Below are 26,403 nucleotides of genomic sequence, written 5' to 3'. Positions count from 1 at the left end.
GAAAGTGAATGGAGAAGCAATCAATAAAACAAACACGAAAAAGAATAAGCAATAGCAGTATACTAGCTCGTAGCTAATGCTGCTTTTATCGACAAAGGAAGTGGTCTAGTTTTTGGGGGGCATTTCAAACCGCGCATAGCGATCGCGATCGGATGCTGCTAGCTTGGCTCGCGATCGCGCTTCTTTCACTTGAGCTTCTGCCTGCTTTACTTGAGCTTCTGACTGTGCTAACTGCGCCTTTGCTGCCGAGACATTAGAAGTCGCTTGATCAATTCGTCCCCGCGAATCCCCTTGCGATTGTTGCACATTCAACTGTGCTTCTTGAATCCGACTCTCTGCGACTGTAATCTCTAATCGCGCCTGCCGTTCTTCTTGCCGTGCTGCTGCGACCTGTGCTTCTGCTGCCCGCAATTGCTCATTCACTTCCTCATCGCTCAATTGCGCGACAACTTGATCTTTCTGCACCTCATCTCCTTCGCGGAAATTGATTGCACTAATTCGCCCGGCTGTTTTCGCACCGATATCGGTTTCATCGGCTTCGATGCGTCCGCTAAGCGGTAAGGTCGTGGCTTCTGGCTTTGGCAAGAAGTGCCAAGTAGCAAATCCAATTCCGACGATCGCGAAAACCGCAGGAATGATCAAGACTCGCTTCGATTTCTGAGATGGCTTCTGAGACGGCGCATCTGGAACATGATCTGCAGGCTGTGGAAGAGTGTGAGCCATATTGTGAAGTCTGGTTGCAGAATACAAATCATACTAGACGGTCTAGTATGATTAAACAATGTTTTCTTTGGAAAAGTTCACCAAATGCCGAAACTTTCCCCGGAGCGTCAAGTGGTTAAACGAGAGCAAATTCTCAAAGGTGCAATGACCGTCTTTCTCACATCCGGCTACGCTGGAACGAGTATGGATCGTGTTGCAGCAGAGGCAGGCGTTTCTAAACAAACAATTTATAGTTACTTCCAAGACAAAGAGGGATTGTTTCGCTCACTGATCGAGCAAGCGACGATTATTCGCTTTACCACTCTATTTGAGCTAGATCATCAAACGGTTGAACCTGAACAATTACTCCGCCGATTAGCAGAAATTTTCTTCAATGATGTGGTCGATCGCGGCAACTATATTCCACTACTGAGAATTGTGATTGGCGAATCAGAGCGATTCCCAGAATTAGCAAGACTCTATACACAAGCGGTTGTGCAGCGTGGAAAAGCAATGCTTTGCGAATATTTGCGCTCGCACAAAGAACTCAAGCTGCATGACCCAGAAGCGATCGCTCAGATCTTCTTCGGCTCAATGGTCTCTTGGGTGATCTTGCAAAAAATGCTTTACGGAGAAGAATTGATGCAACTCTCCCGCGATCGAGTCGTAGATCAATTAGTTCATTTGATTTTAAGCAACTCTGATGAGCGCAAGATTGAATCTACGCCGATAGAAAAGCATTGATGATGAAAAACCTTGAGTTCACCGTGAAATCTTAAGCTTGGCGATATCGATCGAGTAATTCTCTCAAATAGTCAAATCCATCGACTCCAATTTCTGCGATCAAACTCGATCGCTGACTTTGCAAAATCTGCTCGAAGCGATCGCCTAATTGTCCTTGCAGAATCGTGAGCAATCCAGCCGAGGTGCGCCAATCCGTTGAACCCATCTGTTCAAGTTTGTACATCGCCATTGCCGAAGCCAAAATTGCTTTTTCTGCATCTTGACGCTGATAAAACACCTCGCCCACATATGCTAAACAGAGCGCATGTAAATAGCGATCGCCCGACTCTCCTGCCGCATAGCTGCCTTGTTCGAGGTACTTCAAAGCTTGTTCAGCATCATTCAGCGTTACGTAAGCACTGCCTAAGCTAATCGCACATAAAGCTTGGCTCTGCAAATCTCCGAGTTTTTCAGACAGCGCTAAGCCTTGTTCTAAATAGCCGATCGCTAATTCATAAGCATCCGGATCAGATTCGAGTAATTGAGCTTGGAAAACCTCAGCATAGCCCAAGTTAGCCAGCGCATTTGCTTCCCCCATACGATCGCCCGATTGCCGACTGAGAATTAAAGCTCTTTGACTGGTACTAATTGCTTCTGCATAGTTCTTCTCGATGATACTAATGCGGCTTAAATGATTGAAATTCGCAATCTCACAACGCCTGTCACCCGCGTCTTGAGCAATCTCCTTTGCCTGTGTATGTAGCTCTTTTGCAACCTCTAATGCGCCAATGATGCGCTGTGTCGATCCAATCAGCGTCAGAATTCGCGCCTTTTCCTGGGTTCCTTTCACTCGCTTCAAAGGCTCACTCAGATAGTTCATTGCCTCGCGGAAGTAAGTTCCAGTAAAAGACGTATAAATCGTTCCATATAAGGGGAAGTATTTCCGTTGGGCAAAAACTCGGAGAATCTGCAACGTGACTCGAAACGAGGCTTCTGAAAAACGTTCGCGATTGATCGAATTCAAACCCGTCGATCGAGAAAATCCTCCTGCTAGCTCCGACCAAATCAACGCAAATGTAAGAAAAATCGAAACCGACATTGACGTTCCTGCTTTGGAACTATAGCTTTGATTTTCCGCCCAACTGACTAATCCTCGTTGTAACGTTTGCACAACGATCAGAAATTCAATCCAATCTGATAATGCAACTTCAGTCTGCGATTCTGCCCATTCTCCTGCAGATTGTTCTTGATCAAGAGCCGCAAAAAACGACTTTGGCAAATTCCCGATCGCTTGCCCTGCCCACAATTCCCAGGGTCTGACTCCTCTCGATGTTCCTCCAAATCCTAATTGCTCCGGGTTATAAATCCAGCTAATTAAATGAGGCTGCAAAACCTCCCAAGATTTGAATCCTCGCAGAATTCCATCACTAAGTTGCGAGAGTTCTTGCTGAGTTTCTGCATCAGAAATCGGTTGCTGCTTGAGAGTCAGCGCAACTTGCTTGAGTTGATCAGAATTGAGGCTTTCAGGATGATTTGGATCGCTTAACGTCAGAAAAATCAGAATGCGATCGCGTTTATCTGCCTGATTAAGTTGCCGCACAGAAGTTGCGATCGCACTTCTATTTTGATTGTCCGATTGCCAGCGTTTCCATTCTCCTTCAATCGTCTGCAATGCCCGCATCGCTCGCATCGCTTTCGCCTGTTTTAACTCATCACTTTTGTCATTCGCTGTGGTTTGAGTCTGCACCATGCGATCGCGAAATTTGGCATCAAACACTTCACCGCTATCCGGTTCAATCTCTTGCACCAGCATTTGATAAACCTGTTCTTTGGATCGAATATTCCCCTTCAGCGTTTGCTGAATAATTTGTTCAATCAAATTAGAATAGCGATCGCCCAGTGCAGAATCAGACATAACGAATCAGAATAAATGGAGCTTTCCCTATTCTAAAAGTTTCCGCCAAAGTCTTTTATTTCTGATCAAAGTTCTGATCAAAACTAAGTGCGTAGGGCTTGAGAATCGGGCATTCTTCGGTATGATGAAAAATAATTCGATCGCATTTTGGTGCGTCGCTGTTCCTGGTCATGAGGAGTCGAGCAATGGAATTTTTAACAGGTTTGTTTGGACGATTCGATAAAAAACTTGGTATTTGTGGAGCAGCGCTCATCGGAATTTGTGCAATTCAAGCGCCTGCTTCTGCGCAAGCCGCATATGGTAGCTATGTCGGTGTGGGACCAGCATTTGGATTGTCGAGCGGAGATGGAGATGGAAGTCGCGTTTCAGCGGTTGTGGCTGGACGCTACAAGTTTCTCAGAGCACCCATATCATTGCGCGCCCAAGCGTTTATTGGCAGTGGAACCGCAATCGTACCCACCGTTTCTTACGATTACCCACTGAATTGGCAGACTGATATTTATATCGGAGCAGGGGCCTCGATTCCGCTCGGCGGAGATACGGTGTTGGGAAATCGCACTAGTTTTGCGATTCAGCCAGGGATTGATTATGCATTACCCAACAGCAATGTTGTCGTATTTGGCAATGCGGTGATTGCGTTTGATGGCTATAAGAATGGGGGCACAGCCGCAACCCTGCAAGGTGGAGTCGGTCTGCGATTCTAAAACTCAAGGTTCGACTTTGCTCACTCTGCTTTGGCTCTGTTGCCATAAGTGAAGCGAAGTCGAACCGTATCGCGTGTCTTAGACGATCGTTGTATCTGTAGCGTAACCTGCGATCGCTTTTCCTGCATCTCTCGACACCACCACGACACAAGGACGAGGTGGCGCATCCGCTTTTTTACTCGGAAAATTAGATCCAAGCGGCACTTGACGGATTTGGGTAAAATCTTTCCCATCCGGTGTTTTCATCGCAAATTGCCGAGCCTCAGATTTCATCCCCTGGCGAATCCCTTTAAATTCGCCAGGATGCTGAACTGCCAAAAAGAGAGATTGGCGATCGCGACTCATAAATGGTCCTGTAAGTTCTGCCTCCATCGGAGCCATCGCAAACAAATACGCTTCGCCAGCATTCTCGCCCGAAGTTGGAACAAACCACAGACTATTATTGCCAAACAATCCGCGCAAATTCGACTGGCTGATTGGAACTCCGTTTTTACCAACCCGTTTTGGCACTGCTTTATTGAGCTTGTCAGACGACATATCCGTCACAATCCAAACATGCCCATCAGGGTCAATCATTAAGTTATCCGGATTCGAGAAGCCCGCACCACCTGCGGTTGGTTCACCTCCGAGGGCTAGCATTTTCCACTGAAATGTCATTGCAGCCGGATCATTACCTTCCTCAGTTAAGTGCATCACAAATCCATGCTCATAAGGCACTTCGCCATTCGACCCTTTGAAAATGCGCTGATCAGGACCACCATCGCGACTATCGGGTGAGCCAGAAGTAAACGCAATGTAGAGTGAACCATCGGGTGCAATTTCTGTATCTTCAGGGCGGGCTGTACAGGTTGCACCACAAGCATTCGCAGCATAGTGAGCATCAATCAAAATCGCACCTTGTTTTTCGGTTGGATTGCCTTCATAGAGATCGCCCAAGGTTTTGAATTTTTGTTTGTATTTCACAATCTCTGCTTGCTTGCGAAATGGCGCGAAGCCGCCTGCCGGACGATTGGGGAGATTGATCATTCCACCCACGATCGTACTTGGATCGTCAGGATTCACAGGGGTATCTGCTTTGAGCGCAATCCATTCTCCTGTGCCATTCTCATTGAACTTTGCAGCATAAAGCATTCCGTCAGCTAGTAACCGAGAATTTGCTTTATCTTTCGGATCAGTAACCTGCTCACGGCTGACAAATTTATAAATATGTCCACCTCGTCGATCGCAGCCTGAATAAAATGCTAGCGGCTTACCAGCTTCCGCTCTGACTCCAACTGCTTCATGTCGATAACGCCCTAACCAAGTGTGCTTTGTGCCGAAATCTTTGGGATTCGCAGGATCTACTTCAACAATCCAGCCGTACTTATTACCTGCTAGCCCAAAGACGTTTCCCTGCCCAGACACTTCTTCATCGTCGATTCTGAACGTCACGCGATCGGGCGGAAAAGAAGTGCCATCTGCATATACTGGATCAGGAACTTGGGTTTGAATATTCTCTTCTGCGCTGAGGACAGTTCCCCAAGGCGTTGTCCCTCCTGCACAGTTTGCAAACGTTCCAATTATACGATCGCCTAATTTGTCCAAATACCCTTTACCCGATTTCTTCTCAAAGACGGCTTTTGCGGCTCCTGTGCATTTGAGATAGCGTCCATCTTCTAGACCAGAAATTCCGGTAATTCGTCGATCGTTGGGCGAAAAAGTCCGTTCCCACTTGCCTTCTGCATTTTTGCGAATCGAAATCACACCCATCCCTTGATCAATCAAGGCTTCTTTGCAGATGGTTGCGATCTGAGTCTTGAGCGGATTCTTCTCAGCCAATGCAAACGCATTCAACCCCCGATCGCCGTTCTTTTTCAATTCTGCCTGAACCGCTTCGACGGGCAGCTTTTTACCCAGTACTTTCGAGTAGCTCTGCAACCAAGGAATTGCACTAATATATTCAAAATTAATGGTGAGATAGCCTTCATTTGCAGCCGTTTCAACAAATGAAAGATAGTCATTGTTATACCCAAACCGTGAGTCTCCAATCTTATCGCCCCAGGCTCCAATCACATCATAGGTAAAGCCTTCAGGTAAGACCAGATCGTCTTGAATTTCGTACTGAGCCAATGCCGAAATGCTCTGATCTGAGGCAATTGCATCTGTCAAAAGCGGCATTGGACCTTGAACCGATTTGAAGCTGATAGTTGCCGAGCCAGAAGACTGAAAAGGGATTGAAAACTTCTGATGATTCTTTGCAAGACTCGCGATCGCAGCAGTTCCCGCCGCTGCACTCAGAAAAAGCAACAAATTCCGGCGTTTCATCAGGTAGAACTCCAATCATGACTCGCATCAGGAGGAATCTACCAGATTGAGGTTAAGGCAGAGTAAAACTCAGGTTGTCGATCGCACCGAAAATGTTCTCTGAATTAATAGGGGAATGGGGGATATAGCATTTCTCTAAAGAGTGCTATATCCCCCCTACCATTCCTAACGGCGGGGCTTCGGAGTCAGAATATTAATCACCGCTCCTACTGCAGCTCCATTCGCAGTATTCCGCACTGCATGACGGCGATTTGTCACGGAGCCAACTGCTGCACCCGTTCCTGCACCCACAGCAGCATCTCTGAGAAAGTCAGGACGCTGACCTTTCTTCGTGGTTAAATCTCGCGATTGATTGACCGCTGCTCCGGCTGCAGCTCCGTTGATAATATTCGGAACGACCTTATGTCGCGTGATTGCGCTAGATGCAGCTCCAACTCCTGCCCCAATTCCAATGTCCCGCCAGATGTTTTGATCGGCGGCAGCAGGTTTGATCGGCAGCAGAGTTGCACTGACTAAACTCGCAGCAAGAACTCCAGGAGTAATCGCCCGCTTGAATGTCAAAGTCATCGCTAAACCTCCATAGCTCAACAAATTTAGCAAGTCATTCGCTCGCTTAGTTTCTCAGTCTAGGCAGCAACTGGTGCAATCACCTGTCTCTTTAGCTAGAGATCAATTGCCTCTGCCTGAGTGCATAATTACGGCAGAATGCTCTGTTTAGGCTATGCCTTAATCCACACATCTCTCTAATTTCGTAATCAAGAGCGCGATCGCAGTTCTGATACTCCTCCCTGCCATTTGGCATAGAAGGTTCAATGTCATGAACGAACTGAAACCGAATCTGATCTGCTGTTCTGCTTACTGCTCGATTTGGTAGCCAAACAGATTCGGATCAACCTCACCCAATTCCAAATCGGCAAGCCCATATTCCGCCCAACGTCGATCGACCATTGCAGCGACATCCGGATCAGACTTCAGCGGGTCTGCCCAGGGTCGATCTGTTTCTGGGAAAATCTTCGTCGTCGCATCAATTCCCATCCGACTGCCCAAACCTGGTTTCTCCGTCGCAAAGTCCAATGAATCAAATGGATTCTCAGGCAAGATAAACACATCCCGCGCCGGATCGACTTTAGACGTAATCGCCCAGACTACGGCTCTCGGATCGCGAATGTTGATATCCTTATCGACCACAATCACAAACTTAGTGTAAGTAAACTGCGGCAACGCACTCCAAAATGCCAAGGCTGCACGTCTCGCTTGACCTGGATAAGCTTTATCGATCGATAAAACCGCCGCTTTATAGCTCAACGCTTCCATCGGCAAGAAGAAATCAATGATCTCTGGGACTTGCTGACGCAGAATCGGAGTATAGATACGGTTCAACGCGAGCGCCATCATGGCATCTTCCTTCGGTGGACGACCACTAAAGGTTGTCAAATAAATTGGATCTTTCCGATGCGTCACGCAGTTGAATCTGAGCAAGGGCGCTTTCTCATTCACCCCGCCGTAATACCCCATGTGATCACCCGCAGGCCCGTCTACACCGGTCTCTCCGGGTGTAATCGTTCCTTCAAACACAAATTCTGAATCTGCTGGCACTTCTAGATCAACGGTTTTGCATTTTGCTAAATGTACGCCCGTTCCCCCATAAATTCCGGCAAACAGCCATTCGGAAAGATCGATAGGTAAAGGAGTTGCCGCCGCCAGAATAATTAGAGGATCAACCCCGAGCGCGATCGCAACTTCTAATTTCTCACCGCGTTCTGCTGCTTTTCTTAAATGTCGAGTCGCGCCACGCACCGAAAGCCATTGCACCGTCATCGTATTCTGCGATTGCACCTGTAAGCGATAAACTCCAACATTCGGAATTTTCGTTTCAGGATCTTTCGTAATCATCAATCCCAGCGTGACAACTTTACCTGCATCACCCGGATACACGCGCAAAAACGGCATTTGATTAAAATCAAACTCACCTTCTTTCAGCACAATTTGCTGACAAGGAGGGAAAAAGTCCCGCGCAGGTTTGGCTTGAACGACATCATATAGAACTTTTCCAAGCTCGATCGCTTGAGAAAATTTCTTCGGCGGACGTGGCTGATACAACAGCGCTAACTTTTTCCCCAACGTTTCCAACTCAAGCGGCGACTCCATATTCATCGCCCAGCAAACCCGCTCGACAGTTCCCATCAAATTGACAGCAACCGGATAGTTTGACCCTTTCACATTCTCAAACAGCAATCCCGGCCCGCCGTGTTGCAACATCCGATTTGCAATCTCAGCGATTTCTAGATTCGGATCAACCAGCGTCTTAATTCGACGCAATTGTCCGCGCTCTTCGATCTGTTTGATAAATCCTCGCAAGTCTCTCGGCATAGTTTCGACATCGTGAAAAAGCTCCTTCTATTATGAAGGGTTATGAAGAACGGGGGAGAAATGAGACTGTACTCCTTCGTACCGCAATGCGTGACGATCGCTGATTTCTTGATTGCTGATTTCTCAAGTTCCTCACCCTGATTCCTCGATTTCCTCGTACAAACTTCTAGCTGACTTCGGGGCACTTTATAGAAACGATAGAAGTCTTCTCCCGCCCCTTTTCACCCATGTCTACCCAAAGAGTTCCACTCGAAGTCCTCCAAAAAATTCGACAACATTTGAGATCTGCTTTGGTTGTACCCGAATCTGAGAATCATCCCAATCTCTACAACAACATGGATGAACCTCCAAAACCCGATTCCTTAGAGGAGTTAGGCAGCTTATTTCACTTCGGCAGTTCACTCGATGAAACGCTGCAAATGCCGAATAATCAAGGGCGATGGTTTATTAGCGCCACAAACCCTGGTGCTGTCCTCGTGACACTTCCAAGCATCAAACTCAAGCCCGATTTTCGTTTAGTGACTTATCTCTTTCGTCTAGGGGAAGACGGGACAGGCGTAACTTGGGCACTACCTGAGTCCTGTAGTACCACTTCTCATCTGGAAAAAGCATTACTCACAGCCAGCGGACGCGACAATCCTCCTCAACCTGAAGGCGCATTGGCAGACTGCATGGACGCGATCGACGGCGATCATTCTCCCCGGTCTTTTGTGATTGCTTCACTCTTACGCCGTGAACTTCTGGAAATGGGAAAAATTGGGCAGGTTGCAGACTGGGTACACCATCGATTGATCGATGCGCCTCCAGATTCTGCAAATTGGCAGTGGCGAACTGAACCCCCGAAAGATTTTTCACCCAAAGTCCGAGTTTCAGAGGGGCGAGCTGCGATCGAGTTTTTTACGTGTCGCGTCACTGCCCCGATCGTCATTTTCCAACACGTCGATCAATATGTCGTAGGACAATATCAGGCGAAACATCTCGATCGACCCCTCGCCATCAACCGGACTCCAGCCCTGAACGGCAAAAAACCGATTTAACCTGAAGTAGAAGAAATCACAACTTTGCTGCCAAAATCCTAAATTCGTCTTACCAACTCTGCAATCAGCCCTGCTAATTGAGCGGGTTCGATCGGTTTTGCAATGTGCATTTGAAACCCAGCATTGATCGCCCGTTGGCGTTCTTCTTCGCCAGCATAGGCAGTCAGCGCGATCGCTGGAATTTGTCCTCCGGCTTCTGGGCTAAACGATCGCACGTGTTGAATCAACCAGTAACCATCTTCCTCCGGCATTCCAATGTCACAAATCAGCAAACCATATCGGCTGGGATTTTCGCTGAGAGCCGCTAAAGCTGCTCTAGCAGAGTCTACGGTCTGCATTTCGGCTCCATAAGGTTCTAGCATAAATTTAAGGATTTCAAGCGTATCAGCTTGATCATCAACCGCTAAAATCTGTAACCCCTCTAACGAGCAGACAGGTTCACTCAAATGACTTGCGCTAACTTCTAAGACAGTCGGCTCTAAACTGCTCGACGGTGTAGACTCCTGGGGAACGTTTTGCATCGGTAGCACAATCGTGATCGTGGTTCCTTGCCCTTCACCTGAACTCTCTGCTTCAACTGTTCCACCATGCAGTTCTACCAAATGTTTGACGATAGCTAACCCTAGCCCCAGACCAGAACTGGCTTTTGTCATGCTGGAATCTGCTTGACGAAATCGCTCGAAAATGTGCGGTAAGAGGTCTGCCGAAATTCCTTGTCCGGTATCTTTCACCTGAATTTGAGCATGATTGCCGACCGAAGTGAGTGTGACTTCGACGCGTCCCGACTCAGGGGTGAATTTGATCGCATTTGAGAGCAGATTCCAGACAACTTGCCGTAAGCGATCGCTATCACCCATAATTCTCACAGAACTCAAGTCTGCAACAATTTGAATCGTTTTTGCCTCGGCTGATAGCTGAACCGTTTCGATCGCAGCTTGTACGATGAAGCGCAGATCGATCGATTTAGTGTTGAGCTTGAGCTTCCCGCTAACGATTCGAGAAGTATCTAAAATATCTTCAACAAGTTGAGATTGCGCTTTGGCACTGCGCTCAATCACTTCTAAGGCGCGGGTTACGGTTGCTTGATCGAGGCTGCGGGTCAGTAGCATTTGTGCCCAGCCCAGTAGGGCAGTGAGAGGGTTACGCAGTTCGTGCGAGAGGTTGGAAAGAAACTCATCTTTGGCGCGGTTGGCGGCTTCTGCGTCCTCACGAGCCGCTCGTTCTTGAGCGAGCAGCCGAGTGCGTTCAATTTCAAACTGCTGCCGCTCGGTAATGTCTTCGATCGCTAGCAAAATCATGAGCGTATCGGCTTCATTGAGCAGTCGGCAAGCATTGAGCAATAATGTTTTCTGTCCAACTGGCTCAAACTGCTGCTCAAGCTCAAAGTTCTGAATCTGGATGTCATTGACCAGCACATCTTCGAGCAGCGATCTCAGTTGAGGGAGATTCCATTGCCCGTGGCCTAGCTCAAGCAGAGAATGTTGCACGGTTTCAGCCGCAGAAGTCTGAAACAGTTCGTAGAAAGACCGATTCGCCGTATTTACCCGTAGATCAGCATCCAGCACTATTAATGGAATTTGCACAGTTTCAACGATCGATTCGGCATAATTGCGAGCCAGTTCCAGGGTGGTGGCATGACGTTTGAGCGAGTCAATATCCATGAACACTATCGTGACACCATCGATTTGGTTCTCCGTGGTGCGATAAGGACGAATTCGGACGGTATACCAGTAGCCCGATCGCGTTTGAAGCTCTTGTTCTTGTGTGTTGAGCGTTTCTAACACCTCCAGCGTCATCGACTCTAGATTCGCTGCGTCAAAGTCGGTGCGGAGGTCACTGAATGGTCGTCCAATATCTGTGGGAATGACATTAAAAAGTCTCTGGGCAGCGGGGGTGAAGCGGCGAATCCTCAATTCATTGGTCAGCATAACGACCGGCACACTGATGCTTTCCACAAAATTGTTCAGGTCACTATTGTCCCGGTTTTGCCGCAAGTTGCGGCTGCGAAGTTCATCGTTTGTGGTAGAGAGTTCTTCGTTGGTCGCTTGGATCTCCTCTTTTGCCGTTTGGAGTTCCTCATTGGTGCTGCGGAGTTCTTCGTTGCTCGACACAATCTCTTCGTTTGCTACCCGTAGGTTTTGGTTGAGATAGTTGTGTTCCTGAATCGCCGCTTGCAGATGAGCTTGCGCCGAAAGTTCGCGTTGCGTGGCGGCAGCAAGCGCCTGCCGGAGCTGTATGACTTCCCGCTCTAGATTTTCGATTCCGGTTTCTGAGTTGGGAGCGATCGCGCAACTCAATTGATCCGGTACAGGCAAAACCGCTTCAAAAATCAGCAGAAAATAAACTGGACTTGTGGCGATCGCAGGCTGAAACGGAATCACTTCTAGATTGAGCAAGTCAGAGCGATCGCCTTCGTCAATCTGAACTTGCTCTTGTCGAACAGAAAGTCTTTGCGTTTGCGCTTGATACATTGCGGAGCGGAGCGGAATTGCCAACCCTTCTCTCGCCATTAGCAACAGATTTAAATCTGTTGTACCGGGCGGTAGCCTCAGGTAAGGGTCAGTGTCTCCTCGCACGTGCAGGATGTGCATCTGTTCATCCACCACAACTGACACGGGCGCATAGCGATTGGCGATCAGTTGGTCAACATCTCTAGCAAGGTCAAAGTTACTGGTGATCGATTCAACCAGTGACGGCTGCTCGGTACTCATGACAGAACGAGCATTCGAGGTAAATGAAAATAAAGGACGGGCCAGGCTAAACTTTTTGGCATAAATTTTGGTAGGTTCATGGACTGGGCGAAACAGGTCTGAAGCAGTTTTGACGCTCTCTGAAGTCCCCAGCATCAAGAAACCAGTTAGATTGAGGCTGTAGTGGAACAGAGCCATGATGTGTTCCTGCAACGGATCGGATAGATAAATCAGCACGTTGCGACAGCTAATCAGATCGAGGTTGGAAAACGGCGGGTCGCCGCCTAAATTATGTCGAGCAAAGACACACAGTTCGCGGATGGCACTGCTAATTTGATAGCCCCCACTCGCTAAGGGGACAAAAAATCGGCTGCGGCGCTCTGGGGACACAGCTTCCATCTGAGCTTCTAAATAAAACCCCGATCGGGCTTTGTTAATTGCCGCGTTGCTAATATCGGTGGCAAAGATTTGAATCGGCGGCACGGTGGCGCGATCGCTAAAATACTCCAGCAAACACATCGCGATCGAATACACTTCTTCGCCCGTAGAACAGCCCGCCACCCAAATCCGAATCGGGGTACTAGCTGACTTGTGTTCACTGATGGTCGGGAAAACCTGGGTTTTTAATTGTTCAAAGGCTTCGGGATCACGAAAAAACTCAGTGACGTGAATCAAAATTTCTTCATAGAGCGCCTGCACTTCATTCGGATGCGTTTGCAGATACTGAGCGTAGTCTTCCAGCGTCTCTAGCTTATGCAACAGCATCCGGCGGCGAATCCGTCGATCGAGGGTCGTTGGCTTATAAAGGGTAAAGTCAACGTCGGTCGCGGTTCGCAGGAGGGCAAAAATGATGCTGAGCGCATCCCCCGGCTTGAGTACTGCTTTCACTATCTGAAGCGGCTCTGGATGAACCAAAAAGGGGCTACAACTAAGCCTGACCAGTTCTTCAGCAATCTCTTCCGGCGGCAGAACAAGATCGACGTTGCCGGTGGCGATGGCAGCACTCGGCATACTATCAAACTTTGCAGTTGATTCGCATTGAGCGAAGGTGATCCCACCTGCCACTTTAATGGCTTTCAGTCCTAACGCGCCATCTCCATCAGTGCCCGACAAAACAATGCCGATCGATCGATCGCCACGATCGGCGGCTAAAGACTCGAAAAAGACATCTGCTGGCATATATTTTCCATCGATCTTTTGCCGGGGAGCCAGCCGCAACAGCCCATTTACAACGGTCATCTGGGTGTTGGGCGGAATGACGTAGACTCGGTTTGGCTCAATGCTCATTCCGTCTTGCGCCTGACTTACAGGCATTTCCGTGACTCGACCCAGAATCTCAGATAGCAAGCTTTCGTAGTCAGGAGATAAATGTTGAATGAGTACAAATGCCATGCCCGTATCAGTAGGCAAATGTCCGAGCAGGCTGGTAAATGCTTCTAGCCCTCCAGCAGAGGCGGCAATGCCAGCGATCGCAAAAGATTCAACTGGAGCCGCGCTAGAAGCTGGAGTTGACGAGGTTGAATCATCGTCAGAAGAGGGAACGTTAGAAGCCATTGAGGGTTACCTGGAAAGTACTGGGTAAGTAGACGGTCAGCCATCTCTTGATCTGCCACAATTTCAAACTGACTAATCTCAATCAGCAAGATTCGCAGTTGCCGAATTGCTAGCGATGTTGGCTTCGTTCAATCATTCTCCCGCCGATTGACCATACCCACCGTTACGCCTAGTTTTGCAGCAAATTGCTCTTGAATTAGTCCGTATAGCTCCAAAACTAAAGTATTTAAGCAGCCAGATGAGATTCATCAGAGGTTTTCATGAAGGTAAGACCCTTCAGATGCTCTATCAAAAACTTAATAGGTTAAACACGATTAGAGCGTCTATCAAATTTAGAGTGTTTCTGTACATCTCTCCTTCGGGACAGTTGATTTTGCCGCAAAGATTTCTAGCGGACAAACGCGATAGTCTCATTCAGATTGCTGCAAGCGACACCAAAGATTTCGTTAATGAACTCCGCTTGAGACACTGTTTCCCTTTGATCAATTCCCTTCCTCTGTTCTTTACACAGTCTGTTCATCGCTTCAATCCTTCAACGTTTTTCTTGCAGTCTTGAGGGATTAGAAATTCCATCGTCGGTTTCATAATCCGTTTCCTGCCGCTACGCCTTCGTTGAAGACTCAGGTTATTGAAACCCTTCACACTCTCTTCACAGATTTTTCTCGGAAGCGGTCTACAGTTGGATGAATAATTCAAATATAAGGCTAGATACCAGATTGAGTGGAAGGAATCGCTATGAGTTGGGTTTTAGTCGTGGACGATAGCGCGGTTGTGCGAGAACTCATTTCTACCGAATTGCGGCATCAAGGATTTGATGTTGCCGTTGCGAATGATGGTGTTGATGCCATATCCGTCATTCAAAAACACCCACCCGATTTAGTCATTACCGATGTGGTCATGCCACGGATGAATGGCTATGAACTTTGCCGTTGGATCAAAAGCGATCCGCGCAGCCAGAATATTCCCGTCATGATCTGTTCGATCAAAGGTGAAGACTTCGATCGCTATTGGGGAATGAAACAAGGCGCAGATGCCTACATGATCAAACCCTGTCCACCTGCTGAGATGTTGAGTGCGATCGATTATTTACTGTCTCGCTCAGCCACGTCAAACTGATCCGCCTGCCGCAATTTGATTAACTTTTCTACCCCACTGCGGATCATTGCCTTGAGGGAAAATTACAGATCCTTTCAATATTCTTGAGAAATCGACTCCATCTATTGATCAGCGTTACGTTTAGATAATCTCTCAAATCTTGCTGATGTTTGGAGCATTATGAATAACATGCACCGTTACCGAATGATCTGTACGCTCTCGTTTGGCGACATCTACGGTCAGATTATTGTTTGGTTGATCGTCATTTTTCTCAGTTTGGCATCTGCAATGGCAATGATGGGTGCAAGTCGCCCTATCTACGCACTTGCAACGGTCGGTTTAATTCTCGTTTTATCGCTCCCCTTTCTCCTGTTTGCGTTCGTCACGACGCTGTTAAATCACATCGAACTGAAAGAAGTTGACCCCGCAGCAGAACCGCGATCGTCGTCTACGCCAGTGGCAACTCAGCGACCTGCTCAAGCCTAGTTTAAGTAGAGAGTAGGGAGTAGGGTAAAAGCAAATGATGTGAGATCTCTACTGCTCTCCGCACCCCCTATCTCCCCACTCCCTACCTCCCCACTCCCCACATTTCCGCCTCCATTTCACAACTTTGCGCTATCGTTGAATCTGCTAATCCCATTTAGCCTGTTGACTTCTGCAAAGAACTGTGAGGTAATCCCGTGACCGAAACGCGCAAAAATCGTTGGCTCCTGAACCTTGTCTTAATCGTGGCAACGGTCGGCTTATTGGGTGTGACGATGTTACCCCTGGTTACCTCTGCGATTAGCAGTAACTCACAAGCCAATAAGCCAAACCCTAGCCCTTCTCAAGCCGCCAATCCTCAAGATCAAAAAGCGGATATCGAAGCACAAGCGAGAGGCTACGAAGAAGTCCTCAAGCGTGAACCCGAAAACTCGACTGCTCTGCGCGGGCTTTTAGAAGCGCGGCTCAAGCTCAACGATGTTAAAGGGGTGATTGACCCGCTCGAAAAACTCGTTAAACTCAATCCGAATCAGACTGAATATGCCGTTCTGCTCGCTCAGGCAAAACAGCAGTTGAACGATCCAGAAGGAGCCGCACAAGCTTACCGCAATATTTTGCAATCCAAACCCGGTGATTTGAATGCGCTCGCTGGAATTTCAGACTTATTAATCAAACAAAAACGTCCTGAAGCCGCGATCGGGCTGTTACAAGACACCCTCAAACAAGCTCCAACCGCCAATAAAACTCAGCCGAATAGTGTAGATACCACTGCAGTTCAAGTCTTACTCGGCAAAGTTTTTGCGTCTCAAAAACGCTATGACGAAGCTTTAACCACGTTTGATGACGCGTCTAAAACCAATGCCAACGATTTTCAGCCAGTTCTCTACAAAGCCCTAGTGCTGAAGGAACAGGGTAAAAACGATGAGGCAAAACCGCTCTTTGATAAAGCGACCTCTCTCGCACCTGCTCAATTTAAAGATCAAATCACTCGGTTAAGTACAACTCAACCTTCAGCTTCAGAGTCGGGAACCACTAGCCCAACTACTAGCCCAACCAATTCTGCTCCCGCTACGCCAAATCCAGGAGCAGCTCCCACAAATCCTGCTCAAAGCAATTAGAGCGTCTATCTCATTCCTAAAAAAGCCAGAAATTGGAGAAAAAATTTTCCAACCTGGCTTTTTTGTTTGTCGATAAATTGTAATCTAGATTACGAAAACCCTTATCCTATCGGAATTCTAGCTAATTTTCTTGCTCAGCGATATGTCTGGATCTTCTAAGCGATCTGCCTGAGCTTATCTGAGAGAAACCACAAGTTTTTCTACTAAAAAGTTGGAAATTGATAACAAATCAAGGAGGTTTATCTCACTTTCGGTGGATATGCCGATGTAATTAGAATATTTAATCAATTCTTCTTTGTGCTCAATCATTAAAAAATCGTATATGAGCATGATTTTCTACTTTTTAAGCAGGATCTCGTTCATTCTCATCCAAAGTATCGATTAACTCATGCCTAAAGTTGTTCTCGTTCATCCCCAAATTCCGCCCAATACAGGTAATATCGCCCGCACTTGTGCCGCAACTCAAACTGAACTTCACCTCGTTGCCCCGCTAGGTTTTGAAATTAGCGATCGCTATCTCAAGCGTGCGGGTCTCGACTACTGGGAATACGTCAACCTCACGGTTCACGATTCGATCGACGACTTCCAAACTTACTCTCAAAACCAGGGTGGACGCTGGATCGGCTTCAGTGCCAAAGCGACCCAGAACTTCACCCAAATTCAGTATCGAGACGATGACTGGCTCTTGTTTGGTTGTGAAACCGCAGGTCTGCCTGACGACGTGATGCAGACTTGCCCAATTCTTGCCTATATTCCCATTACTCAACCTGCAGTGCGTGGCTTCAACCTCTCGGTCAGCGCCGCCCTTGGGCTGTTTGAAGCGCGCCGTCAACTCGGGTACCTGAGTTAGTTGTTTTCCCACATATATATATAGATATGAGATAGATAGGAGCAGGAGCGATCGCACAATTTCTTCCCAAGCGCGATCGCTCCTCCCACAACCTGCAACGTTCTCACAGTTAATTAGTTATTTAGATCACCGAATGCCGCTTCTTAGATAAGAAATCCATATCTGAAAATTCATTCTTCGCGTCCGTAATCTCGCGGATTTTCTATCAGCTTCATTCAACTGAATTGTGAGTAAATATCATATTCAAACCTCCAGCCACACTGGATTTCAGAAATCTAAACCATAGAGAAACCAAATAGACGTGCTCTGTCGCCTGCATGATTTCACGGTTGAGCGATGATATTCTTTACATTAACTTCTTGTCATCAAATACGGACGACAAATGGCTTGACTAAAATCTCGAATTTGTTCTAAAACATCTCAGTCGGGATGATTCACTCCGAGTTCACCAAATCAGCTAAACTTTCTGTCTCACTTGACCCTGATGAACACACTGGCTCCCCTAATTTTTGCCTCGTTGCCAAAGGATTTTTCTAAATTCTTTGCAGCCTTACAGCATCTGGGATTCAGCCAGTTTATTCAACTCAGACGAGTTGACAGCCAGTTGGAATATCTGCTATCGATTCTTTCGGATACGAAAAGATGCATCGAGCATTCCGGATTTTCCCAATTTGGGAGAAGCGGGTTCCCTGGTTTGAGTAATGGCTCCGGATTGGCTCCGAACGATTTGAAAAACCAAATCGAGTGACTGGCAAAAGGTTTCGCACTCGATGACAGTTAAATGCTGCACACTTTAGGAGGTCGTTTTTTTGAAACGAGCAGTTCCGCAAGACGCAAACTCAGTTCTGTTTAGCGCGATCGAACCCGAAAGCGCTGAAGAACAGCCCCGGCAGTTGCCCCAAGAGACATCCCGAACCGTTCGGACCTCTGCTGCCATGTTTGGACTCGCTTTCTCAGTCGGTGCTTACGGACTCGCTGCGCCCCAACAGGCACAAGCGGCTGTCCCCACTGATTCGACAGCGTCTGACCTGACACCTGGCACGCCTGCTTCGGTAGATGCGCCCACCGCCACTGCACCGACTGCAGTTGCTGCTTCCACGACGACCCATACTGTTCAAGAGGGTCAAACACTCTGGAAGATTGCCGAACTCTACGGCATCGACGCTGCAAAGCTAGCGAATCTAAATAGCTTGCAAGCCAATGCAGTCCTCTCGGTAGGACAAGTTTTACAGGTACCGATGGGCGATCGTATGGCAGCTACTATCAGTGGCGCTCCCATCAAGTCGTTACCGAATCTCAAATCTATTCCGGTGATTCCCGCGCAACCGCAAGTCCAGTCCACATCGGAACGTGTAGCATCGGTTGTCGCAAAACCTAAGCAAACGGCACTCGCTGAATTGAAGCAAAACCGTGATCGCTTGAAGCAAAGTTTGGCGGAGTTGAAGTCTGAGGAGCCAGCACAATCTCAAACCGTTGCGATCATGCCTCAGGCAGAGTCACAGCAGCTTGTCACATATCGAGTGAATCCAGGTGAAACGCTTTCCTCGATCGCACAAGCGCATGGCATGACAGCTCGCGACCTAGCAGCACTGAATCGCCTGAATAACCCCAATTTGGTGCAGGCAAACCAATTCATTCAAGTTCCTCAAAAATCAGGTCAATCTCTGGTTGCTCAAGCTCTCCCTGAGCCAGCCCCGCAAGCTCCTGTTGCATCAGTACAGGCTCCTGCTGATATCCAGGTTCCGACCGTCCCCAGTTTGGCATCGACTCAAAATCCGAGTGTGCCATTAGCGATTGGCGGTGATGCACGCCAGTTTGCATTCCGCCCTGCTCGTAATCGCGCGCCTGAAGTTCAACAGGTGGATGTACGCCGATCTGACGATCAGTACGTGAATACCTTGCTGGGCGAAATCTCGCGACTGAGAGAACGCTATCAATCTCGCTCTGTAAATCGTGAAGCGCCGAAGGCCGCCGAAGCAGTTTCTTCTCGTCGTAATCCTCAGTTCAACCCGAATCGTACGGTCTCTTCCCTTCGCACGACGAGCCGTAGTGCCAATAGTTCTGATGTAAACAACTCTGGTCAAACGCGTTTAGAGCGAATGTTAGCAGACGCACCGAAGCCACAGCGTCAAGTGGTTGCGACTGCGCCAGCTGGATCTGAGTCTTACGCACCTATTCTGCGTTCTCCGGTTGGCAAGACGGTTTCGCCGAACTTGCCGCCTCTGGGGCGCTCTGACGCTTATATGCCAGGAGATCGCTTCAAGGGCTATATGTGGCCTGCGAAAGGGGTATTGTCTTCTCCTTATGGCTGGCGTTGGGGACGGATGCACAAAGGGATCGATATCGCAGCTCCGGTTGGGACTCCGATTGTTGCAGCCGCTTCCGGTAAAGTTGTGACGGCTGGCTGGAATGATGGCGGTTACGGGAAGCTTGTGGAAGTTGAGCATGCAGATGGTAGTGTGACGCTCTATGCTCACAACAACCGGATTCTGGTTCGTGTGGGTCAACAAGTCCGACAAGGGCAGCAAATTGCTGAGATGGGAAGTACAGGTTTCAGTACGGGTCCTCACTCACATTTTGAAGTTCATGTACCCGGTCGGGGGGCTGTAAACCCGATCGCGTTGTTGCCTCAGTCTCGAAGTTAGATTGATATTCAAGGGGAGGGTCAACCTTCCCTTGAAGGCTTCTTCCAAAATAGGGCTTTATTTGTACTCACAGTTGTGATATTGTTGGAATGTTGTAAGGCTCAGTAGCTCAGTGGTTAGAGCAGGGGACTCATAAGCCCAAGGTCGCAAGTTCAAATCTCGCCTGAGCCATAGGTTTCAGAGGTTGGGGAAAAGCATTACCCCAAATTACCCCTAAAACCGAAACACAATTGAATAGGGTGGGACGCGATATCAAAGCGTATTCACAGCTTCTTGAGAGGAGAGACTCTAACGGAAAGCCATGAATACTTGGATTGATACCGCAAATTTTTGTGTGTTAGAAGCTAATTTTAATAGCTGGAAGTCTTATAGTGCGGTTCTAACACACACTTGATTAGAGATTAGAAGTCCGCGATCGCTCCCCAGTATTCAGTGCGCGATCGACGAACTCCACGTCTGGGAATCCTAAGCCCGTTCCCTCAAGATTTGCGCCAATGGAAAATCAATGGACAGCCCGCCCGTTGAAAGTGGTTCAAGGGGTCGTGATTTCATCCCTGGTTATCGTGGTTCTCGCCTTCATCTACGGCAAGTTTATCCATCACCCGTTGCGGATCTGGCTGGCGAATGGAGAATGGTGCGTAAGATTTTCTCCAGATGGATCAGGAAAAGTCCTCTACGGCTCCGAGTGCGATCGCTGAGCGTTGGGAATTCTAAACGGGCAATGCGCTGCTTTTAAACCATGAAGAAATTACTGCTCTCATCTGCGATCGTTCTCGGTCTGTTTGCACCTTCAGCGATCGCTCAACAACAGACTTCCGCTACGGTTGCATCTGTTGGAGATGGGGACACAATCCGAGTCAAAGTAGGCAATAAGGTTGTGACTGTCCGGTTAGCCTGCATTGATGCCGCAGAAATGTCGCAGAAACCCTATGGTGAGAGAGCAGCAGCAAGACTTAAACAACTCTTACCTGTAGGGCAAGTGGTTCAACTGAGAACGATCGCAACAGACAAATACAATCGGAAAGTTGCCGAAGTGTTCGTGGGCGATCGCTCGATTAATCTCAGCATGGTTCAAGAGGGGCAAGCCGTTGTGTACAGGCAATACTTGAACGGGTGCAACGCTAAGCAATATTTGACGGCTGAAGCCGATGCCCAACTGAAGCAGCTGGTGTTTTGGAATCAATCTAATCCGGTCATGCCGTGGGACTTCCGACGAGGAGTGCAACAGGCAACCCCACAACCGAAACCGAGAACAGTTTTTCAGCCGACTCAGAACAGTTTCCCATCCTGTACAAAAAGCGATTGTGATTGCAGTGATTTTAGAACTCAAGCCGAGGCTCAACGAGTATTAAATGCGTTCCCCGGCGATCCGTTCCGTCTTGATAAAGATAAGGATGGGCAAGCCTGCGAGAGTTTGCCCTAATAGATCAGGCGCGCGCGAGTACTGAGAGCGCTTGCGAGTTGATGAGGGGGATCGGGAACCTTAAAAGCGCAGATTTATTTACTCAACATGAAAAAACTTGCACCCCTATTGCTTGCCCTTTTGGGACTTGCAGCGTGTTCTTCTAGTCCTACATCTCTAGCCGAGAATCACTTAAAACTGCTGGTGTCTAACAAATCCAGCGAAGCGAATCAGCAATACTGCATGACGGGTGAAACGCTGAGACTTCATTCGCTTAAGTCGTTCCATATTGCCAACACTCAGAAAAAGACTCGCGACAGTCTTGAGTACACTGAAGTTACAGCCAAAATAGACACAGATCAGTATCGACTTGGAAAAAGCGGCAAAGAACTCTTGCAACAAGTAACGCTTGAAGTCTGGAACTCAGAGGACTTCTATCAATACTCTGTGAAATCTACGGCAAAGCTGAATGATTTAGGCGCAAAGACGGCAACGTTAACGGGAACTCGGCAGGTTAATTTAGCCGCTCCAGCGCGAGAAAAGGTCAACAAAGCCTCAACGTGCGTATTTCTGCCTTTTGACCAATTTGAAAATAGTATCTAAGAGTTTTGAGGCGAGGAATCCCGTATCTAGACTCTTTTTGCGCTCTGGTTATGAAGATTCGACAAACCCGCAAACGCCTCTATGTTTTGCGGATACGATTCAACAGCACAAGCTCTGAGGGTTTGAAATGTTGAATCGTTTTGTTTTATTAGGTCTGATATCTGTAGCATTGAACTTCTCGAATACTGGGTTCTCTCATGATTACCAGTCGTTGAGAACTAAAAACGATACTCGAATCGCATCGACGAATTTAGAAGTGCTCTATCCCGATGCAGCCGTTCTAAATCGGCAGGACTGGCGAACAGCCCAAGATATACCGTGGTCAAAGGTCGCGATCGTGAAGGACGATTTCGACGGTGATTATTTGGCAGTGTTGGATAAAAATTACAAGCGAAGTGGCGGCGGAAACATTGTCTCTGAGACGGGTATTGTTAGTAATTGGGCACAGAACCGCGTTCGAGTATTTGCGTATACGCTGAGAAAACAGTGTGGTTTTTTGAATGTGGTTTGTAGAGAGGTCGATCGGACAGGTTTAGAAACAAAAACTCTAGATATTCGCATTGGCGATCAAGTATTCAATCTGCGGGGTGAAAACGGTAACTTTCCGGTGAGTCCAGAACTCGCAACTGCTCTATACAACGCTCCACCGGGAAAAGCAAAGATTCGCATTACCTTAGAGGGTAGTGGCGGTACGATCAATAACGATATTGGTGAAGGAACCGTCAAAGCTTGGAAAGTGGTTTATAAGCCTTCTAAGTAAAGGACATTCATAATAGATAGCGTGATCGCGCTATGAGAAATTCCAATTCAACTCAGCATAACGATCGCGCTAATGTGCGCTGAGACATAGTTGATTCTGGCGTTCATGATTGGGCTGGTGACTTGGGATTGCCGGCAGAGCAACAAGATTTTTTGTTGAGATGAGCGCGATCGCACTCCCAACATAAAAAGCCACCCCACGAGCAGGCGGCATCCAGTTCATAGAACGATCGTACTGATAACGAAAAAACTCAGTAATAATAGAACAATCGTTCTTTCGCGAAGGACAAATTAAGATATGTCGATCGAGTTACCGAATCGGGATCTAGTTGAGCAACTCCATGCAAACATTCAAGATCTCAAGCATCGATACCCGAATCGCTGGCAATCGATGTTGGAAATACTAGCCAGCGGCAAGGATGTGGATCTCGCTCAATTGGCAAGGCAGCACGATCCCAAACCTCAACAAAGTTACAAAGTAGAGTTCACCTCTGAGCAAGTCAAAGAGATTGCGTTACGGGCGATCGAAGGACAGTAAACGCATACCCATATAAACGCATGAGTGGACGCGATAAACGCCCCAAAATTCAGCGAGATCGGGATCGTGCCACTGTTGCTGAGCTAAGGCTTAAAGGCTGGACTCAGCAACAAATTGCGGACTATCTAGAATTAGATCAGTCTACAATCTCGCGTGATCTGAAAGTCCTAGAGCTGCAATGGAAAGAATCAGCCCTGCGAGATTTCGATCTTGATCGCGCAATGACGTTAGAAAAGCTGCGGTTGGCAGAGAAAGAATACTGGGATGCTTGGCTTCGCTCTCAGCAATCGAAAGAAACCTCGATTCGGGAACAGCTGCGGAACGCGATCGCCAGCGAGGAAGGAACCACGGCTGGAAGTGGACGCATAAAGCTTTCAACTAAAACCGAGCAGAAAACCGGGGAAGCGGTCTTTCTCAATGGCGTGATCAAATGTGTCGAATTGCAGGCGAAATTGCTTGGACTCTTTCCGGAAGGGGCAACGAACATTGGCGGCTCCATCCAGCTGAATGAATCCCAATTGAATACGATCGCGGCATTGATGGGAGAGAAAGCAGATGTCTCAGACAGTTGATCAAGGTTTTGTTCTAAACTTCCTGCGGGATAATCTCGCGGCATATTCTGCTGCGATGTTTCCAGAATTTAAACCCGGTCGGCATCACAAACTGATTGCTGAAAAGCTCGAATCTGTGAACCGTGGTGAAATCAAACGGCTCTGCGTAACGATGGCTCCGAGACACGGTAAGAGCAAATTGGCTTCAGAACTGTTTCCTAGCTTTTATCTCGGACATCACCCAACACACCGGATTTTAAGTCTGAGCTATGGTCAAGATCTAGCGGATGTGTTTGGGCGATCGGTGCGGAATTACATCAAATCTCCTACCTTTGGTGCGCTCTTTCCTGACTGCAAGCTGTCTCCAGATTCGAGTTCGATCAAGCGCTTCAACGTTTCACCCGGCGGCGGATATGCCGCGATCGGTGTGGGAGGTGCAACGACTGGACGGGGTGCAAATCTGCTGATTCTGGATGATCTCGTAAAAGACAGACAGCAAGCGGACTCACCCGCCTATCGAGAAACGCTGATTGATTGGTACAAGTCGGTTGCGAGAACTCGATTGCAGCCAGACGGCGCGATCGTCCTTGTACAGACAAGATGGGGAACGACTGATTTTGTGCAGTGGCTTTTAGACGAGACTGAGCATGAAGGATGGGAGACGATTAGCTTACCTGCGATCGCACTCGAAAACGATCCATTAGGGCGTAAACCGGGTGAACCGTTATGGACAGAAGCTTATAATCTCGATGCCTTATCCGAAATCCGTGCGACACTTGGCTCTCGCGATTGGTGGGCACTGTACCAACAGCAACCGATCAGCGATGCCGATGTCATTTTTGAAAGTCGATATTTGCAGTTTTATCGAGAATTGCCGAAACATCTAGAAATTTATCAAAGCTGGGATCTAACCTTTGGTGGCATGGGAGAGGGGTCTAGCTGGGTCGTTGGACAAGTTTGGGGCATCAGCGGCAAAGATAAATATTTGGTTGCAATGGATCGAGAGCAGCGCGGATTCAGTTCGACACTGGCGGCGATCGAATCCATGCGCGATCGTTATCCTGCGACTCGAAAAATTTACATTGAGAATAAAGCGATGGGTAGTGCTGTAATTGAAACGTTGCAAAAGAAGCATCACAGTAAAGTTGTACCCGTCACCCCAACCACGTCGAAAGAGCAGCGAGCTTACGAAGTTTTGCCGAATTTCGAGCGGGGTGAAGTCTATTTGCCTGATCCAACGCTTTACCCGTGGGTGAAGCCCTTGCTGAATGAAATCGAACTGTTCCCCAAAGGTGCAACGGATGACTGTATCGATTCGATGACGCAGTTTCTCAGCCAGAAACTAAAGAGAGCCTCACCTGCGATCGCAGTCGGCAAACTGCAAACCTTACAGGGATTTTGACGAGTTGAAATAAGGAGAGATCCCCATCAAGCTGCGAGAACCCAGCGATCGCTCATCAAAGTGACATCAAACATCTCTTCAGCGTTATTTTTGATCCTCTTTAACGTGCCTGAAGCATCCTGGTAAACAAACAAGAAAACTGCAAAACGAAACTCTCAAAAGCCCTAATCAACTGATTCCGGCGGAAAAAGATAGTGGACGGCTAAATTTTCACTTTGTTTTTCAAACGCAATCATGTCGGGGAGGTTAGCTGCATTTCCTCTAAGAAGCGACTTTAAGTTATTTCTAAAAGATTTCTGTAGTTCGATTAGCTCTTCCGAATCCCCGTCCTTCTCATTCCTGAAGCAGAGAGGGATATATCCGTCATATTCAAATTCATATTGCAATCGCTCAAACACCAAGTTAAAAGCATCTTCGAGAAAATCGTCAGTCAGGCTAAAAATCAGATCTCCTGTAGGAATTCGATCCGGAGCAATTAACCATAGTTCATCTATCTTGTTGGCCATGATATGAGCAGCGAGATTAATAGCACCCTGAAACGTGTTATCGCTTTGATGATCTTGCCAGACTACTGAACACTTTCGCCGAAGCCCTTTAATAACAGTTCCAATAAACATTTCATCATCATTGTCAGAAAATAACGCATAACCAAAACAAGTACTCATAGTTATCTGAGAGCAAAATTGCCACGTAAAGCAATTCATACTACTAACAGGGATAATCTCAACCGCAAGCTTCATCGAACTTTTTTAATGAGGGATTGCTCGGTAAATGGTAGAGCGATCTCATCAGGACTAACACGCTGTTAAGCATTCCTCTCGATCGCTTTGTTGAGATGGACCCGTAGGGTTGGACAAAAAATAGATAGTGAATAAGCTACAGTTCTAGATCTCAATTCTACTAACTTTTTTGATCTAGATTCGATTCATGCTTTTGATTCTTTCGTGTTCACATTATT

General features: G+C 47.6%; 23 protein-coding genes and 1 tRNA gene. 16 read left to right on the top strand and 8 right to left on the bottom strand.

From position 1 onward, the window contains the following. Positions 1–105: 105 nt before the first annotated feature. Positions 106–723 (bottom strand): HlyD family secretion protein, encoded by a 618-nt coding sequence (locus J0L70_RS30960; protein ID WP_287457185.1) that lies wholly within the window; start codon positions 721–723, stop codon positions 106–108. Between the two features lie 84 nt (positions 724–807). On the opposite strand from J0L70_RS30960, the gene J0L70_RS30955 reads away from it, so the two are divergent. Continuing rightward, complete coding sequence (locus tag J0L70_RS30955; RefSeq protein ID WP_287457184.1) at positions 808–1,446, top strand: TetR/AcrR family transcriptional regulator; 639 nt, start codon at positions 808–810, stop codon at positions 1,444–1,446. 31 nt (positions 1,447–1,477) lie between these two features. Here J0L70_RS30955 and J0L70_RS30950 read toward each other — a convergent pair whose 3' ends face one another. After that, entirely contained in the window at positions 1,478–3,340 is a 1,863-nt protein-coding gene (locus tag J0L70_RS30950; RefSeq protein WP_287457183.1) for a tetratricopeptide repeat protein, read from the bottom strand. 185 nt (positions 3,341–3,525) lie between these two features. On the opposite strand from J0L70_RS30950, the gene J0L70_RS30945 reads away from it, so the two are divergent. After that, positions 3,526–4,044: a hypothetical protein gene (locus tag J0L70_RS30945; protein ID WP_017288639.1), complete on the top strand. Its 519-nt coding sequence runs from the start codon at positions 3,526–3,528 to the stop codon at positions 4,042–4,044. A gap of 78 nt (positions 4,045–4,122) precedes the next feature. On the opposite strand, the gene J0L70_RS30940 is transcribed toward J0L70_RS30945, so the two are convergent. The 3 genes from J0L70_RS30940 to J0L70_RS30930 form a co-directional block, all read right to left on the bottom strand. Then, a complete protein-coding gene (locus tag J0L70_RS30940; protein ID WP_287457181.1) occupies positions 4,123–6,348 on the bottom strand; it encodes a PhoX family protein in 2,226 nt (741 codons plus the stop codon). Positions 6,349–6,513: 165 nt separating this feature from the next. After that, positions 6,514–6,915: a YMGG-like glycine zipper-containing protein gene (locus J0L70_RS30935; protein WP_017288637.1), complete on the bottom strand. Its 402-nt coding sequence runs from the start codon at positions 6,913–6,915 to the stop codon at positions 6,514–6,516. Positions 6,916–7,203: 288 nt separating this feature from the next. Then, on the bottom strand, positions 7,204–8,718 hold the full coding sequence (locus J0L70_RS30930) for a UbiD family decarboxylase (protein WP_268243136.1): 1,515 nt from the start codon (positions 8,716–8,718) through the stop codon (positions 7,204–7,206). 227 nt (positions 8,719–8,945) lie between these two features. Here J0L70_RS30930 and J0L70_RS30925 point away from each other — a divergent pair, with 227 nt between their 5' ends. Then, on the top strand, positions 8,946–9,755 hold the full coding sequence (locus tag J0L70_RS30925) for a hypothetical protein (RefSeq protein ID WP_287457180.1): 810 nt from the start codon (positions 8,946–8,948) through the stop codon (positions 9,753–9,755). A 38-nt stretch (positions 9,756–9,793) separates the two neighbouring features. Here J0L70_RS30925 and J0L70_RS30920 read toward each other — a convergent pair whose 3' ends face one another. After that, the gene (locus J0L70_RS30920) at positions 9,794–13,999 is read right to left on the bottom strand and encodes a chemotaxis protein CheB (RefSeq protein WP_287457179.1); all 4,206 of its coding nucleotides are present in this window, start codon (positions 13,997–13,999) and stop codon (positions 9,794–9,796) included. Between the two features lie 128 nt (positions 14,000–14,127). After that, positions 14,128–14,214, bottom strand: a complete 87-nt coding sequence (locus tag J0L70_RS32100; RefSeq protein ID WP_353736683.1) for a helix-turn-helix domain-containing protein — start codon at positions 14,212–14,214, stop codon at positions 14,128–14,130. Positions 14,215–14,734: 520 nt separating this feature from the next. Between J0L70_RS32100 and J0L70_RS30915 the strand changes: the two genes are divergently transcribed. The 13 genes from J0L70_RS30915 (at position 14,735) to terL (ending at position 25,445) form a co-directional block, all read left to right on the top strand. Continuing rightward, positions 14,735–15,115, top strand: a complete 381-nt coding sequence (locus J0L70_RS30915) for a response regulator (RefSeq protein ID WP_017288634.1) — start codon at positions 14,735–14,737, stop codon at positions 15,113–15,115. A gap of 159 nt (positions 15,116–15,274) precedes the next feature. After that, entirely contained in the window at positions 15,275–15,580 is a 306-nt protein-coding gene (locus J0L70_RS30910) for a hypothetical protein (protein ID WP_287457178.1), read from the top strand. Positions 15,581–15,774: 194 nt separating this feature from the next. Further along, on the top strand, positions 15,775–16,695 hold the full coding sequence (locus J0L70_RS30905; RefSeq protein ID WP_268243139.1) for a tetratricopeptide repeat protein: 921 nt from the start codon (positions 15,775–15,777) through the stop codon (positions 16,693–16,695). Positions 16,696–17,083: 388 nt separating this feature from the next. Continuing rightward, the gene (locus J0L70_RS30900) at positions 17,084–17,545 is read left to right on the top strand and encodes a tRNA (cytidine(34)-2'-O)-methyltransferase (protein ID WP_190653661.1); all 462 of its coding nucleotides are present in this window, start codon (positions 17,084–17,086) and stop codon (positions 17,543–17,545) included. A gap of 809 nt (positions 17,546–18,354) precedes the next feature. Next, positions 18,355–20,190, top strand: a complete 1,836-nt coding sequence (locus tag J0L70_RS30895; protein WP_017288629.1) for a peptidoglycan DD-metalloendopeptidase family protein — start codon at positions 18,355–18,357, stop codon at positions 20,188–20,190. 98 nt (positions 20,191–20,288) lie between these two features. After that, positions 20,289–20,361: transfer RNA gene (locus tag J0L70_RS30890), tRNA-Met, on the top strand. Positions 20,362–20,684: 323 nt separating this feature from the next. Beyond that, a complete protein-coding gene (locus J0L70_RS30885) occupies positions 20,685–20,888 on the top strand; it encodes a hypothetical protein (RefSeq protein ID WP_287457177.1) in 204 nt (67 codons plus the stop codon). Positions 20,889–20,929: 41 nt separating this feature from the next. Then, on the top strand, positions 20,930–21,613 hold the full coding sequence (locus J0L70_RS30880) for a thermonuclease family protein (RefSeq protein ID WP_287457176.1): 684 nt from the start codon (positions 20,930–20,932) through the stop codon (positions 21,611–21,613). A gap of 87 nt (positions 21,614–21,700) precedes the next feature. After that, positions 21,701–22,195, top strand: a complete 495-nt coding sequence (locus J0L70_RS30875; protein WP_287457175.1) for a hypothetical protein — start codon at positions 21,701–21,703, stop codon at positions 22,193–22,195. Positions 22,196–22,322: 127 nt separating this feature from the next. Next, complete coding sequence (locus tag J0L70_RS30870) at positions 22,323–22,955, top strand: hypothetical protein (protein ID WP_017288213.1); 633 nt, start codon at positions 22,323–22,325, stop codon at positions 22,953–22,955. A 297-nt stretch (positions 22,956–23,252) separates the two neighbouring features. Continuing rightward, on the top strand, positions 23,253–23,492 hold the full coding sequence (locus J0L70_RS30865) for a hypothetical protein (protein WP_287457174.1): 240 nt from the start codon (positions 23,253–23,255) through the stop codon (positions 23,490–23,492). A gap of 20 nt (positions 23,493–23,512) precedes the next feature. Beyond that, positions 23,513–24,064 (top strand): helix-turn-helix domain-containing protein, encoded by a 552-nt coding sequence (locus J0L70_RS30860; RefSeq protein ID WP_287457173.1) that lies wholly within the window; start codon positions 23,513–23,515, stop codon positions 24,062–24,064. Beyond that, positions 24,048–25,445, top strand: coding sequence for a phage terminase large subunit (terL, locus tag J0L70_RS30855; protein ID WP_287457172.1), 1,398 nt, complete (start codon positions 24,048–24,050; stop codon positions 25,443–25,445). The genes J0L70_RS30860 and terL overlap by 17 nt, the downstream gene beginning before the upstream one ends. A gap of 164 nt (positions 25,446–25,609) precedes the next feature. Here terL and J0L70_RS30850 read toward each other — a convergent pair whose 3' ends face one another. Next, a complete protein-coding gene (locus tag J0L70_RS30850; RefSeq protein WP_287457171.1) occupies positions 25,610–26,110 on the bottom strand; it encodes a hypothetical protein in 501 nt (166 codons plus the stop codon). Positions 26,111–26,403 lie beyond the last annotated feature (293 nt).

This window comes from Leptolyngbya sp. UWPOB_LEPTO1, from assembly GCF_017302695.1.
Classification (GTDB): Bacteria; Cyanobacteriota; Cyanobacteriia; order Leptolyngbyales; family Leptolyngbyaceae; genus Leptolyngbya; species Leptolyngbya boryana.
The sequence above is the reverse complement of the archived record's forward strand: the minus strand, read 5'-3'. Positions and strand labels throughout refer to the sequence as shown.